The organism is Aminivibrio pyruvatiphilus (assembly GCF_004366815.1).
Classification (GTDB): Bacteria; Synergistota; Synergistia; order Synergistales; family Aminobacteriaceae; genus Aminivibrio; species Aminivibrio pyruvatiphilus.
Window position 1 is genome coordinate 121,096 of sequence record NZ_SORI01000006.1, and the last position, 14,262, is coordinate 135,357.

The window sequence follows — 14,262 nt, forward strand, 5'->3', positions numbered from 1 at the left end:
CTTAGACTCCCAAAATACGTTTCTGCTCGGCCAAAAAGAAATTTCGAAAACCAAGCGGCTGCTCTTCAGGATATTCTCCATTCGGCTCAATCACCATCGGAATAACACAGTTTCCATTTTGGTTTCGCTCAAAGAAGAGAACTTGTGTAAAATCCTTAAGATTCTCTCGGTCTCGCATGTTTAACCTGAATCGGTCAATAAGATAGTCACTATGCGTTTCAACAAGTAGTGTTTGTGATTCTTCAACCGCTGCGTGAAAGAGTACATCGCCTAGCGCAGCTTGTGCTCTTGGATGCAGGTGAACTTCTGGTTGCTGAATAGCGAGACATGAGTTCTTTCCGTGGACCAGCAATTCAACTACAACTGGAAGAACCTGGGAGACACCATAACCAACACTATTTACCCTGAGGTCTTTCGTGCCTAATTTGACTGTTAGTTCAAAGGGTGACGAAGAGTCCTTTCCAAACTGGGTAACGCCAACAGATTTAAATAGTCCACTATTTTCACCAAAGTCCTCCAGTGCATTCTTAAAGGGATTACTTTTTTTACTACCTTTCGGAAGCTCTTTCCTAATCACATATGGTGTGTGCTCCCCCTCTGGGCTAAATCTTTGAGTGTATCCGTCATAAGTTCTTTTTGGAGTTGTTCGTATCGGTGCCATACTCCCAAACGCTTCACCAAGCTTCGGAGGTGGAAGCATCCTTAGCATGCCCAATTCCTCTTTACGATCAAAAAAATCTCTCAAAATAAACGGGAAACTAACTATTGGGGATCGGCGTAAAAATTGAGCTTCATTGCCACTAAGAACCTTATATCCAGGAGTCAAACCAGTGCCCGCATCATGTAAAAAGGCAAAACATTCATCCTTTTTTTTTGCCTTAACACACTCAGGAATTTCCGTTGAAAAATAAACGTAAATTTGTTTTTTTGACAGTCGCATCGTTGCAACGTATTTATTCGACATCTGACTAAAGCACGACATTTCAGGTAATCCGTTTTTTGCCTCACGGTAATGCATCAAGTAATAGTGAGAAGTTCTATCTTTGCTAGCCTCTTTACAGACACCAATTTGAAATTCCTTTTGATCTTTAGCAAGAACACTTACGATATCTTTATATCCCCCAAATTCATAGTTTCCGACATTGAAATCCATAGAAAACCAAAAATCCTGTGTAGAGAGTAATTCAACAAGTGCCAGTAAGGATGATTTACCTGTGCTATTTTCTCCAACAAGGAAATTTACAGGAAGAATCGGGATCAGCGTTTTATTAAAACCACGAAAATTATTCAAATAGACACTGTTCATTTGCTCTCCCTTAAATAAAAAGTTAATTGAGAAATATTTTTAACTCGTCTAAGATTCCTAATTACCAAGTTTCTTAATCTATCGAGCCGAGCAAATTAATTAACCCAGACTTAGACATTACCTAGCGTCCGATGAAAGCAATGTCATCGCAGATAATATCTGGATGAGAGGCAATCCAGGGTTCCAGATCATAGGGTTCTGTTCTTCCTTCGTTTTGAGATTGGTTCTCAATGTTGAGAGCCTCCCTTCCACGATTTGCCATGTCTTGATTTCTGTTCCCATTCTTAATGCCTCCTCTTCATTTAATACCAGCAGGGCAAAAGATTCGATATCTTGACATTCAACACTTAAAGATTGTCAATATCTTTGATCATCCATCGAATCATATCAATTTCTGTAAGCATTGTATTCTTATTCCCAAGACTTTTGCGAATTTCTAGGAGAAGATTCCCCAATAAGCTCATCATTTCTTTTGGGTCTTTGCAATCTGTTTTTTCAGCTTCGTATGTATATTTCCACAAATTATTATAAGCTTGAACCACATCATCAGATCCGAAAAGGTTAAGGTCGAAAGCGGTTTTTCTATACTCATATGAGCTGATTTGCTTCAGTGCATTTGAAGATCCTTGACCCTTTAAATCGGATAATAGGCGAATAAAAGGGTCTAATATCTGCCCGTAAATCTTCCTTCGCTCTTCCCTCAATTTTTCCTCAATAGCGCGGAGTTCTTCTATCCGAGATTTTAAGAACCAAGAGATGATTCCCCCAATCACGATTAGCAAAGAAGGTCCAAGAGCTTGCAACCAATCCATTTTTTCACTCCTTCAAATAAAACAAGTAAGAGGTACCTCAGAAAATTATTAAGAAAACTCGCTTTAAGGCATCATCACGATCTCTGGCTGGCTTTTCAACGCTTCCTAAATTAGTGTATTTAAGCCAAAGACCATTATTAAAAAACTAAAAAGACGTTACTATCTTATTTTTTACTACATTGCATCTCTTTATGCAAGTTTTTTTACGAATAGGGCAACGATTTTTTTGTTCAATCCTTGCCCCTGTCCGGCAGCGAGCTTTCTTCTAAAGCTCGTCGCTTTCGGCGAAGGAGTAATAGCCTTTTGTGTTGAAGATGATGTGGTCAAGGAAGCTGAGACCCAGGATTTTTGCGGCTTCTTTGAGCTGGTGTGTGATGTGGCGGTCTTCAGGGCTGGGTTTGATTTCTCCGTGGGGGTGGTTGTGGGCGACGATTATGGCGGAGGCTCTTTCTGCTATGACGTCGGCGAAAACTTCCCGAGGATGGACGTGGCTTTTGTTGACCAGGCCGATGCTGACGACCCGGACGTTCATTACCTCGTTCGCGCCGTTGATGGAGACGCTGAGGAAGTGTTCCTGTTTTCTGTCGGCGTAGTGTTGGATGAGGGGAAGCACGTCCGCAGGAAACTTGATCTTCAGGCCTTCGGGCTTGATTCTTCGACGAACGAATTCGAAGGCCGCTGCGATTGAGGCGGCTTTTGCGCTGCCGATGCCGTCGACGGCGGTGATGTCGTGGGGAGAGAAGAGCAAACCCTTTTCGTCGATGATCTTGATGATCTTCTTCGACAGGGCCAGCACGTCGTCTTTTTGGGTGCCCCTGCCGAGGATGACGGCGAGCAGTTCCTGATCGGAAAGGCAGTGCGCTCCCTGCTCGAGGAGTTTTTCTCTGGGGCGTTCGGACTGGGGAATATCCTTTATTTTTTTCATGGCTCGCCTGCCTGCTTTTCTTCGGCCCCGGCGCGCTGGGTTTTCGTACCGTTTCTTCGTGTTCCCCGCGCGCTTCGGGAGACGGTTTTCAGTTCGTTTTCCATTTTTGCTTTTTCTTCCTGTATGCGCTGAAGCAGTTTTTCCGCCGGTTCGTCGTCGGGATCCTCGGGAACCAGTTCGCCGCGGAAGGCTTTGGCGAGGACGGATTGAACAAGGGCGTCCACCTGAACCCGGGCTTTCTGGTAGTGTTCCTCCACTTTGTCGGCAAGGGCGAAGAGCTTGTCCACCTGCCGGACGATTTCTTTTTGCTCGTCGAGGGGCGGGAGGGGAACAGCAAACGTCTGAACCACAGGCATTTCAAGACGCAAGGTGCCGTGTGTTGCCTCTTTAACATAAGACAACACTTGCGTTTTCATGTACTTGAAAACACATAAAAAATACTCGCAATTTACGTTTTCATTCGGTGTAAGCCCTTTCATATCTTGATTGATCGTTACATCATTCATCGTTAATGCCACAGGGAAAGAATGAGCCAGTATCATGCCGCGCACCACAAAAAGAATGCTTCCCGCTGGAATCATTTTTACTGAGGACTCATGAAGTGCGGTTTCAGAAATAAAATCTTTCCCGTTTTTAATTTTACAAACCTTCATATCTTTGGGGCTTATCCATGGTATTGCACCACTCCAAAAATCCGCTCGAGATTTAGATGGAGTGCCACCGCCTCTGACTTCTCCCAGATTTTCTAGCGGAACGTACAACCAAGTATCAGGCAAGGGATATGTCTGAGTTTCTTCAAATACGTTTAGATAGGAGTCTGCAACTTTTTTAGAGACAATGGACAGTGCAAAATCCGCTCTCTCCATATCCGGGTGGTCTTCGCGCCATTTTTCGGTGAGTTTGCCGGTGACTGCGGCGGTGAGGACGGACTGGCGGAAACGTTTGAGTATGGCCGGTATCTTCTCAAGGCGCTCTTTCGCGGAGTCAATGCGGGGCATGATGGCGTCCACCTTGGCGACGATGCGTTTTTGCTCGTTGAGGGGCGGCAGGGGAAAAAGAATACCCTTGGCACGCCCCTGTGTCAAATGAACTCCAGCCACCGCTTTTTGAATTCCTTTATACCCTGCCTCCGAAGAAAGAAAGTAATAAATCATCTTTGAAACTATTTCAAATCCCAGAAAATGATTTGGTATACGCACATTCAACAGTTCTCCTGTAAAAAAAACTCTCTCAAATTTTTCTGGGAGCTCTGTTACTATTGCCGTTTTCTTCCCGATGTTTTCTCCAGAATGAGCAGCCGATGTCGTTAGAACATCCCACATCTTCAATTCTGTCATTGACGTGACAACAGCTTCGTCAACGCGCACAAATCCGGTCTTATCATTAAAAAAATCAACAACACCATTATTGACATCCCTAAATTTGATCACTTTTAGCGAACCATTTGAAAGGTAGTCCTTTTTAGATGGCGTCTTACCAAGAGAAACAAACGCTATTTCCCCTATAGAAACCTCCATCCACCCCTTCGGAAGCATCCCGCTCATTCCCCGTTCTCCGCTTCTATCTCGTCCAGGATCGCTTGCAGTTCATCGACGCAGGCGCCCAGTTCGGTGATGGCGTCGGCGACCAGGAGCTGGGGTTCGGGGAGGGAGTCGGGGTCTTCGAGGTTTTCGTCTTTCAGCCAGGAGATGTCGAGGTTGAAGTTTCTCTCCTTTATCTGGGAATACGAGAACTTCCGAAAGCGCCCTTCTTCGCCGCCGTCTGTCCGCTCGCTCTGTCCGTCGGGGTCGTCGCCGTAGCATCTCTCAAAATCCTCGAACATGGAGGGAACGAGGGGCCGGTCTTTTTTGGTGACGCCGGGGATGTTGGTCCGGCAGTCGTAGATCCAGGTGTGTTCGGTTTTCATGCCCTTCCGGAAGAAGATCACGTTGGCCTTCACTCCCTGGCTGTAGGGGGTGAAGGTGCCGTTGGGGAGGCGCAGGAGGGTGTGGACGTCGCAGTCTTCCATAAGGTACTTGATGACGTCGCCCGCGGCGTCGGCGAAGAGGACGTTGTCGGGCAGCACCATGGCGGCCCGTCCGCCCCTTTTGAGTATGGTGACCACGTGCTGGATGAAGTTGAGCTGCTTGTTGCTGGTGCTGACGGTGAAGTCGTCCCGCACCGGGGCCTGGTTGGCCCCTTTGGTTCCGAAGGGGGGATTGGTGAGGATGCAGTCGTACCGTTCGCCCCGGTCGGGTTCGTAGATGCTGTCGCCCAGGTAGATGCACGGCTCCAGCCCGTGGAGGAAGAGATTCATCAGGGCCAGTCTCCGGGGCCGGGGGACGAGTTCCTGGCCGTAGTAGGTGTCCTTTTTGATGCGCTGGACGTCTTTTCTGTCCAGGGCTCCCCTGGTGACGTTCATGAGCCATTCGTAGGCAACCATCAGGAAGCCGGCCGTTCCGCAGGCGGGGTCGCAGATGGTGAACTCTTTGGATGCCCTGGGGTCGGGGCGCATGACGCTAACGATGGTCTGTATGAGCACCCGGGGGGTGAAATACTGCCCCGCACCCTTCTTTCCCTCGGCGGCGGATTTTTCAAGCAGTCCTTCGAAGGCGGCGCCCTTGACGTCCACCTCCATGGAGGACCAGTCCTCTTCGTCGATCATGTTGATGATCTTTTTCAGGTTGACCGGATTGGTGAATCTGGGGACGGCCTGGGTGAAGATGTCGCCAAGGAGGCCGGGCTGGCGGCCGAGGGCCCGCAGGATTCGGGCAAAGGCGTCTAGCAGCCCGGTTCCGGATTTTTTGACGAAGGTCGTCCATGAGCAGTCGAGGGTGACCGTGTTCCTGTCCTCTTCGTACTGGATGCCGGAGAGGTCGATGTCCTTTTCATGGGCCATTTTGAGGAACATCAGGTAGGTAAGCTGCTCGATATAGTCGCCATAGTCGATTCCGTCATGGCGAAGAGTGTGGCAGAAGCCCCAGAGTTTATTTACGACGTCGGACATGGCTCATTCCCTTTTCTATAGTGTATTAGGCGGCAAGCGATTCGTTGATTTCCTTCAGTATCGCGTCGAAGGCCTCCCCGAAGATCCGCTTCGCCCTGGTGAGGCCGCCGTGCCTTTCGAAGACCGGCATGGTTTCGAAGTCCTCCGGCGATATGGCGAGGTTTTCGATGAGGTGCTCCCGGATGTAGGCGAGCCAGTTTTTCTGCTCTTCGGTAAAGGTGTGTTTTTCGGCCAATAGCGCCACCGTTTTTTCCACCCGTTCCCGGGCGGTGAGGATGGGCACGTGGTAGTCCGAAGCGTGCTTGACCATGGAGATGATGTCCGCAAGAGGCTTTTTGTAGACAAGCTCGTGCCCCCGCTGCAGGTCTTTCTCGGAGAAATGGCTTTTTCTGAGCTTGTCGCGCAGGTCGTCCAGCACATCGGCATTCCAGCCCGAAGGGCGGGAGAGCAATACTTCGATGGCTTCGATCTGCTCGGGGTTCTTTCGAACGAACTCTTCGAAGAGCCGAAGGTAGTCCTGGGGTTTCTGGTAGTCGTCTCCGACCCGGAACATCACTTCGTCGTCCACCGTATCCACGATGTCGTACCCCTTGAAGAAGACCTTTTTCGGTCGGGGGTAGTTTTCGAGCAGGTCCTGGAACTCCTTATTCCGAAGAAGCTCCATGGTCCCGGGAAAGTCGTTCTGGAGATTCTCTTTCAGCCCGTCGGCGTAGGCTTTCATATCGCCGTCGGGTATGTAGCGGGCGAAGGCTTCCCGGGCTTCGGCGCCCATGGTGTTCTGGACGCGCCGCAGCCGTTTGATCAGACGGTTGACATTATACTCCCGGTCGCGGTTGTCGTAGATTCGTTCGATGATTTCGGCAAGGGAGACCGTCTCTTTCTGGAGGGTGACGTCGAAATCGGTGGCATTCCGGAAGTATTCGATGAGGCTTCCGTCGAAGCAGTCGAAGATGGTGAACTTCTCTTTGTTGATTTCCCTGCACAGCCGGGTTCCGCGCCCAAGCATCTGCACCCAGAGGATACGGGACTTCACCATCCGCATGAAAACGATCATTTCTATGGCGGGGATATCCACGCCGGTGGTCAGCATGTCCACAGTGACGACTATTTTGGGCTCGGGGCGGTTGCGGAACTGGCGTATTTTCTGCAGGGGGCGGTCGACGGTGGGGCTTCCGGTGATTTTCATCACGAAGTCGTCGCCCTTGCCGAACACTTCCTTGCAGGTGCGCACCACTTCGTCGGCGTGGGAGACATGGGGAAGGTCGTTGACGGCGAAGATCAGCATTTTGGGGAACCGTTTATGCTCTGCCTCGTGCCGGTCGGTGTATTTTTTGATGGCGGTGAGAATTTTCCTGGTGCTGTCGGGAGCGGTGATCTTCTGCTCTATTTCCGCGGCGCTGAACTCCCGTTCGTCCTCCAGCGAGTCGAGCTGCTCGGAGCCCGTTTCCACGTCGACCTCGCCGACCATCTCCCCTTCCTTGAGAAATGCGCCGTTGATGTGGATGTCGGACGTGATCTTTACGGCGTCGTAGTCCACAAGGTAGCCGTCGAGGACGGCCTGTTCGGTGCTGTAGGAATAGACCTTGTTCTTGAACAGGCCGAGGGTATGGGCCGCCGGTGTGGCGGTGAGGCCGATTTTCACGGCGTCGAAGTAGTCCAGGACATATTTCCAGCAGCCGGTTTCTTTGGCCGAGTATCCCCGGTGGCACTCGTCGGCGATGATCACGTCGAAGGCGTTGATGGGGATGTCGAGCCTGTCGGCTTCGGTGTCGTACTCGAAGCCTCCGTCGGCGTCTTTGCCCAGCAGGTTGACGGCCATTCGCTGGATGGTGGAGACGTAGATGAAGGTGTGGGCTTCCCGGGGGTTGGTAAGGTACTCTTCGGGCAGCACCTTGGGGTCGAAGCTGCTGCCGTCTTCCAGCTCTTCGCGCCGGAATCTCTGGCTGTAGACCTCGTAATCCCTGTCCAGTTTCAGCCCCTCCGGCGTTTGAAAGGCGGAGAGGGCGGAAACGGTCTGGGCGGCGAGGGCGCGCCGGTCCACCAGGAAGAGAATCCGCCGGGCGTAGCCGGATTTCAGAAGGCGGTAGATGGAGGAAACGAGGGTGAAGGTTTTGCCGGTTCCTGTGGCCATGGCGATCAGCATGCTCTTTTTGCCGGCGCACAGGGCCTTTTCGATGGCTTCGACGGCGGCTGCCTGGTACGGTCGCAGGCGGGATATTTCGGCGACGGGCCTTTGAGCGAACCATCGTTCGGCGGTTTCCGTGTCTTTGCGGTATTTTTCGAGCAGGGCCCTGGGGGAGTGGAAATCGGCCAGCAGCCGGGATGCGTTTTCTTTTCTGCGCACGTCGAGATGGTAGATGGATTCTCCGTTGGTGGAATAGAGGAAGGGAACCCTGTACCCCCTCCATTCGCCTACCGTGTCCGGTACGCCGCGGGCGTATCGCTTGGCCTGTTCCAGCACGTTTTCGGCGCCGAGGGAGACTTTTTTGGCTTCTATGATGCCGAGCAGCTTTCCGTCCACAAACAGGGCGTAGTCGGCGGGGCCGGTCTCGGTGGGGTATTCTTCCACGGCGTGACGGGTCAGCGATGAACAGTCGCGGACTTCGTCGCTGCGGATGAGAGTCCAGCCGAGGACGGATGATCGAAGCCGCGCATCGATGCGTTCTTTTCGCGTCCTGGCCTCGGATTCAGTCATTGCCACACCCCTTCGTCTTTGTGTGCTGCGGAGAACGCTTTTCGGGCAGTCAAGAATGATCTGATTGAATCATTCACAGCTCCCCAGAATGAACCTGGCCTGTTCTCGCCGGAGCATTTCGTATGGCGTCATGAAACGCAGGCCAAGGCCACTGCAGACATTGGGTATTTTGATGCGTTTAGGAGAGTTGGCGGGCACTTCATGCGTTACCACCGCATACCCGCCTGGCAGCGCATGAGCTATCAGGTAGAAATCGGCCACTTGGAAGAATGTATTGATCGCCGCAGGTTCGTAGTTTTGTTCCATGGTCCATCCGCTCACTTGACCAAACTGCGAGACAACCCGAGTATCGGTTGCAAGGAACATACTGTTAGCGTTATTCCGCATCCAGTCCGTGAGTTCGTCTGCGCCGGCTGCGATCTCATCGGCAACCTTGTCGATACTGAATACCTTCTGGGCGTGATTGCTCTCGATCAGCCATTCCCAGAATGCCGGGCAGAAATCAAGTCCGTAGTGAAGGTTCTTTGCCTGAATGAAAACATTCGCGTCAAGCAGGTAGATCACACCATCACCCCCAGCTCGCGCGCGGCTTCGTAAAAAGTGGACGTCTTGCGCATTCCCAGCATACGGAACGCATCCCGGAACAGGGTTTGTCCTTCCAATGTGCTGGAGAAGACGGCACGGGCGAAGCGTTTACCAGTCCGTGCGGCCAGGGTGCGGTAAAAATCACCGCCGCCGGTGCCACGATCCAGCGCCCATATTCTTTCCACCTCTTGACGGTAGTTCAGCCAAAGAGTGTCCCGGTCGATGAATCCGGCATCGAATAGACGACGCAGCGCCACAAGGGAACTCACTTTAAACAGGTGGGCCAGGCGCTGTATCTCGTCGGCAACCGGAGCGTCAATGTCGTATGCCTCATTCAGCGCATCCATCGGCATCAGCAGTTCGGCGGCCACTCTGTTGCACCACCGTTCAAGCCCTTGCTTCGGGACGCTGCCGGCTTCCGGATCGGATACACCGCTTTCTCCCGACCAAATATGGGCCAGTTCGTGGGCGATCGTAAACATTTGAGCAGCCTTGCTGTCGGAGGCGTTAATGAAGATCAGCGGGGCTCTGTCGTCGACCAGAGCGAAACCTCGAAATTCGGTCGCGTCCAGTTTGCGGTGACTATTACTGCCGACGATAGAACTGGCCATCACAAGTATTCCGGCGTCTTCAGCCCTGGAAATGAGTTGACGTAAGGCATCGGTCCACGTCGACAGCCTGCGCCGTTCTGCGACGGAAAGCCCCAGAACCTCCCGCATCGAGTCGGCCACCTGCTCCGGCTGAACATCCTCGGATGCACTGGAGACAAATTCGAGGCGTGCAAAGCCATGTATGCGGGCATACTCGCGATACCAGTCCTGCCGTTGTTGGCAGAGGTACAGGGTATCCAGCAATGCGGTGCTCGGTTCGGCCAGGGCTTCATCACGCCGGGTCCGGAAATCGGGTATCGGGAGTTGCAGTGCTGGCGGTTCTGGCAGAAAAAAATACCCGATCGGGGTATGAGTAAGCCTGGCGAAATCTTCCAGCTGTTTCAGCGTTGGCAGGGCATCTCCAGAGAGCCATAAATCCCACTTTCGAAAAGACCTCTCCAAAGCGGTATCGGACAGATGAGCCCGTTCCGCTGCCCAGCGCAATACTGGAATGGATGCGGGTACGGTGTTCATACGCTCATCTCCTTGACAGAAATTTGGGCGGATAGGGGGGCGATCGAACAATACCGCCATTCATTCGGCGCACGAGGGACTTCAGGACAATTCGATTCCCGTTGTACCACAGCGCATCCTGTTCAGCAAGACTTTTCGATGCTTTGAAAAGGGTGCTCCACCCCCGAATCCGCAGTCTCTTAAGTTCGTCACTCCCGGGGGATCCGCTCGGTTAAGATATCTGCGTCCACCCCCCATCTTGAGGTCACATTTTGTGACCTCAAGATTTCGAGTTCAGTTCGAAAGCCGAAACATAAATTCGGGAGGGAATCTGTCACTGTTCCGATCGTCCGTTTCGGCAGTTTGCTTCTCCAGAAAAAATAGACACCGGGACGCTGCGCTTCCACCCAATCCCTGAGTTCGTTCAAACGGCTGCGAGGGCAGGCGATTGCCTGTCCTGACCAGTTCGCTATCTCGACGTGCCGTATGCCGGAGGGGGCACCGTCAGAAAAAAAATCGTCACCTTGCGGCCAAATGCCATGTTTTTCCTCTTTTTTAAACATATTTGAACAAACCTGATGTGTAGATTATATGATAAAACCACCAAATAAAATACTTTTTTTGAAGTGGGTATGTGGTGAAAGCCCTTGACGATAACAGGATTTGATTTACAATGTAAATCGTATGGAGGTGGTGAAATGGCGACTATTACGCTTCGAATGTCTGAGGAAGACACCAGGCTGATCAGACAGTATGCGGAAATGACTGGAACGACTGTGTCTCAGTTTGTCCGCCAGGCGGCTTTGGACCGGATTGAGGACGAGTATGACCGATCCGCCCTTACGCGGTACCTTGAAGTCGCCGAGAGGGGAGATTTCATTCCCTACGGGGAGGCGCGCAAAGACTGGGAATTAGAATGACAGGCTATCGGGTGGAAATCGACCGGGCTCTTTCCCGGCGGATAAAAAAGCTGGATAGACACGTTCGGGAGTTATTGGACAGCTACATTACCACTCATCTTGAAGGGACGACGGAACCACGAAGGTTCGGCCGCCCTCCTGCGGGGAACGTGCATGGTTTATGGCGCTACAGGATCGGTGACTGGAGGCTGATAGTGCAGATCATCGACGACCGGGTGCTGATCCTGGCTATTGAATTCGACCGGAGAGATGCTGTGTATAAACAATGACGCTGCGCTTCCCCGGTTTTTTTCCGGGGAAATTCCTGCACTGCTGGCACCTTCCTGATTCCGCTCCGGTTTGATTTTCGATAAGAATCCCGAAGGCGGTTCCATGGCCGAGGGATCTCGCTTATGATTTGGGCCGGATTCAACCCCGAGATCCCTCGCGTTCGCTCGGGATGACAAGCAAAGGCAAGGTCTGAGATTCCTCCCCTCCGGGGATGCTCCGCGATCGGCGATGGTGCCTGCCTCGGGATGACAAACCGCTGCGCTTAGGATAACAAACAAAGCTGTCATCCTGAGGGCTGCTTCACCGCCCGAAGGATCTCGGTGTTGATTCTCGCTTTTGGTTTTACCGGATTCTAACCCGAGATCCTTCGTCGCTGCGCTCCTCAGGATGACAAGCAAAGGCAAGATCAAGATCCCTCCCCTCCGGGGATGCTTCGCGATCGGCGATGGTGCCTGCCTCGGGATGACGATCCGAGGCCGGATGGAGGACGAGTACGCCCGGCCTCTCCTTTCACAGTACCTGGAGACGGCCGGGCGGGGTGATTTCATTTCCTGCGAAGAGGCGCGAAAAGAATGGGAGCTCGAATGAGCCTCCGGCAGGCGGCTACTTAAAAAATTCAACTTTCCCGGTGCTGACATCGTACATGGCGCCGACCATTCCGATTTCACCCTTGTCGAGCATCCCGCGCAGCACAACGCTTCTGTCCCGAAGCTTCCCCATGGTCAGCTCCACATTCTTTTCCGCAACGGCCTGGACGAATTCCGTGTTCTTTGAACTCCTGGGCTCATAGTTTCCATGCACGGAATTGACGGCGGGGTTGATATTGGCCAGCGTCGCCGTGAGCAGGCCAAGCTGCGCCGAGTCGCAGGCGCCTTTGACTGCGCCGCACTCCGTATGCCCCATAATCACGATCAGCTTGGCGCCGGCGACCCTGGCCGCGTATTCAAGGCTGCCGAGGATGTCGTCATTGACGAAATTGCCCGCCACCCGGGCCACGAAAAGGTCGCCGATACCCTGGTCGAAAACGATTTCCGGCGGAACCCGGGAATCGAGACAACTCACAATGGCGGCGAAGGGAAACTGGCCCCCGGAAGTCTGCTTGACCTGGACGAGGAAGTCCCGCTTTTCGGCCTGTCCGCTGACAAAGCGCTGGTTACCCTGCTTGAGCATCTCCCGTGCCGTGTCGGGAGTGATGGAGGCCTGTGCCTCTCTGGTCAGAGCGGCGCCGCCGGCGGCGTGGGCCGCTCCGGTCACTGCAAAAAGAACCGCGATGGCAAGCCATAGTATTTTTCTTCTGTTTACCTTCATGTTTTCCTCCTTGTGAGTTTGTCAGTCCGCAGATACAGCCCCTCGACAGGCCTGCCTCGCCGGAACGGGGAAAATGCTCTTTGGACTAAGAGTCCGTCAGCGTCATTTCGGTGATCCAGACCTCGCCCCGGTCTTCGAATATGATCCTCAGGTCGACAAAATTATCGGGCGCGGTAAAGGTTCCGGAAAAGAAGGTCCATCCATAGGAACCTGCATCCATGGAGATGGGGCGGATGTTCCACTGGGGGTCCACGGCGATGTTGACAGCACCGCGGGACGCAAGGTTCCGTGCCGCCGCCCAGAAGCTGACCGTGTATCGTGCCCCCTTCCGGACGGTGATCCTCTGGCTGGTGGTACCAAAGACATGGGGGGTCCTTCCGGAGTTGTTGAGCAGATAAAGGGCAGTTGAGGCCGAGGAGTTGGGGGGCCGGTTTTCCCCCAGGTTGACGACCGTGGCCCGGGAATCGGCGTTCCGGGAGTTCCACCAGATCCCGAAATTGGAGTATTGTCCGGTGCCCCAGGCGTTTCCGCTTGTAAATTGAGCGAAGTGAGGATCTCTGGCGTAGTTTCTTCCACCCCCTCCGCCGCCGGAGGAGTTTCTGTCAGGAGGATCGAATATGGCGGAGTCTCCGGCGCCCCATCCGCAATCATAATGGGGGCACACTTCCCGGTCATAATGGGCGTACATGCGGGTGACCGCCCTTGCCACAGAGAAGCTGTAGCTCTCCCAGGGGGTGCGGACACCGAGGTATTGCATGACCGCCGGAGTACCGCCCGACAGGGCCGGATCCTTGGTGAAAAAATAGCATCGGCACCACTGCAGGCCTCTGTCAGTGTCTATCTGCCGGTGCTTCCAGAGGACCTGGTAGGGTCCCTGGGGCGAGCCGAAACGGTTGGTGTATTCCTGGGAGCCCACCAGAGACCAGAAGGCTTCACCCCGTCCCATGTTGCGGCTCAAGTCCCGTATGATGTAAAAGTTGAATTCATCCGGGGAAGGCCCCCGTCCCAGAACGCCCAGGAAAAGAGAGTTCAGAAAATCGGCATTCTGGTAGGCCCTCCACTGGATGATTTCCGGATCGGCCACGGCTTCGACGGGGACGGGAGAAAGGAGAAAGATCGCGGCAGCCAGCAGTGCAAGGAAGAGAACAGTCCCGGAAAAGCGCGGTTGTTTTTTGCTTCCCGTTGTGCGACCGGAAAGGCAGCTCATTTCGTTTCACCCTCCTTTTGATGGAAACTCGACTCTCACATGGGCCTGACGGCCCTGTCCGCGGGCAATGCTTATGCTCTACAAGCCCGAAAGCGACCGCCGGAGATATTTCCAAATATTCTCGACATATATTGTACTGTGAAGA

14 protein-coding genes are annotated in these 14,262 nt (G+C 53.0%); 3 read left to right on the top strand and 11 right to left on the bottom strand.

The genetic code is table 11. The features are described 5' to 3' along the window. Position 1: 1 nt before the first annotated feature. The 9 genes from C8D99_RS06455 to C8D99_RS06490 form a co-directional block, all read right to left on the bottom strand. Complete coding sequence (locus C8D99_RS06455; RefSeq protein ID WP_133957309.1) at positions 2 to 1,306, bottom strand: AAA family ATPase; 1,305 nt, start codon at positions 1,304 to 1,306, stop codon at positions 2 to 4. A 117-nt stretch (positions 1,307 to 1,423) separates the two neighbouring features. Beyond that, entirely contained in the window at positions 1,424 to 1,588 is a 165-nt protein-coding gene (locus tag C8D99_RS15170) for a hypothetical protein (protein WP_166670050.1), read from the bottom strand. 65 nt (positions 1,589 to 1,653) lie between these two features. Beyond that, positions 1,654 to 2,118, bottom strand: coding sequence for a hypothetical protein (locus C8D99_RS06460; protein ID WP_133957310.1), 465 nt, complete (start codon positions 2,116 to 2,118; stop codon positions 1,654 to 1,656). Positions 2,119 to 2,383: 265 nt separating this feature from the next. Then, positions 2,384 to 3,043 (bottom strand): RadC family protein, encoded by a 660-nt coding sequence (radC, locus tag C8D99_RS06465; RefSeq protein WP_133957311.1) that lies wholly within the window; start codon positions 3,041 to 3,043, stop codon positions 2,384 to 2,386. Further along, complete coding sequence (locus C8D99_RS06470) at positions 3,040 to 4,587, bottom strand: restriction endonuclease subunit S (protein ID WP_133957312.1); 1,548 nt, start codon at positions 4,585 to 4,587, stop codon at positions 3,040 to 3,042. Before C8D99_RS06470 ends, radC begins: the two co-directional genes overlap by 4 nt. Then, positions 4,584 to 6,029: a class I SAM-dependent DNA methyltransferase gene (locus C8D99_RS06475; RefSeq protein ID WP_133957313.1), complete on the bottom strand. Its 1,446-nt coding sequence runs from the start codon at positions 6,027 to 6,029 to the stop codon at positions 4,584 to 4,586. Before C8D99_RS06475 ends, C8D99_RS06470 begins: the two co-directional genes overlap by 4 nt. A gap of 25 nt (positions 6,030 to 6,054) precedes the next feature. Then, on the bottom strand, positions 6,055 to 8,724 hold the full coding sequence (locus tag C8D99_RS06480) for a type I restriction endonuclease subunit R (protein WP_133957314.1): 2,670 nt from the start codon (positions 8,722 to 8,724) through the stop codon (positions 6,055 to 6,057). A gap of 69 nt (positions 8,725 to 8,793) precedes the next feature. Further along, entirely contained in the window at positions 8,794 to 9,288 is a 495-nt protein-coding gene (locus tag C8D99_RS06485) for a DUF4411 family protein (protein ID WP_133957315.1), read from the bottom strand. After that, positions 9,285 to 10,433 (bottom strand): ImmA/IrrE family metallo-endopeptidase, encoded by a 1,149-nt coding sequence (locus C8D99_RS06490; protein ID WP_133957316.1) that lies wholly within the window; start codon positions 10,431 to 10,433, stop codon positions 9,285 to 9,287. Before C8D99_RS06490 ends, C8D99_RS06485 begins: the two co-directional genes overlap by 4 nt. Positions 10,434 to 11,110: 677 nt before the next feature. Here C8D99_RS06490 and relB point away from each other — a divergent pair. From relB to C8D99_RS15665, 3 genes are all read left to right on the top strand, one after another. After that, positions 11,111 to 11,332 carry a type II toxin-antitoxin system RelB family antitoxin gene (gene relB, locus C8D99_RS06495; RefSeq protein WP_133957317.1) on the top strand — a complete coding sequence of 74 codons (222 nt, stop codon included), beginning with the start codon at positions 11,111 to 11,113 and terminating at the stop codon, positions 11,330 to 11,332. Next, a complete protein-coding gene (locus tag C8D99_RS06500; RefSeq protein ID WP_133957318.1) occupies positions 11,329 to 11,601 on the top strand; it encodes a type II toxin-antitoxin system RelE family toxin in 273 nt (90 codons plus the stop codon). The genes relB and C8D99_RS06500 overlap by 4 nt, the downstream gene beginning before the upstream one ends. A 463-nt stretch (positions 11,602 to 12,064) precedes the next feature. After that, complete coding sequence (locus C8D99_RS15665) at positions 12,065 to 12,190, top strand: hypothetical protein (RefSeq protein ID WP_274542669.1); 126 nt, start codon at positions 12,065 to 12,067, stop codon at positions 12,188 to 12,190. Positions 12,191 to 12,205: 15 nt separating this feature from the next. Here C8D99_RS15665 and C8D99_RS06505 read toward each other — a convergent pair whose 3' ends face one another. Together C8D99_RS06505 and C8D99_RS06510 are read right to left on the bottom strand one after the other, a co-directional pair. After that, positions 12,206 to 12,910 carry a carbonic anhydrase family protein gene (locus C8D99_RS06505; protein ID WP_133957319.1) on the bottom strand — a complete coding sequence of 235 codons (705 nt, stop codon included), beginning with the start codon at positions 12,908 to 12,910 and terminating at the stop codon, positions 12,206 to 12,208. Positions 12,911 to 12,995: 85 nt separating this feature from the next. Further along, positions 12,996 to 14,117 (bottom strand): DUF642 domain-containing protein, encoded by a 1,122-nt coding sequence (locus tag C8D99_RS06510; protein ID WP_133957320.1) that lies wholly within the window; start codon positions 14,115 to 14,117, stop codon positions 12,996 to 12,998. Positions 14,118 to 14,262: the final 145 nt, after the last annotated feature.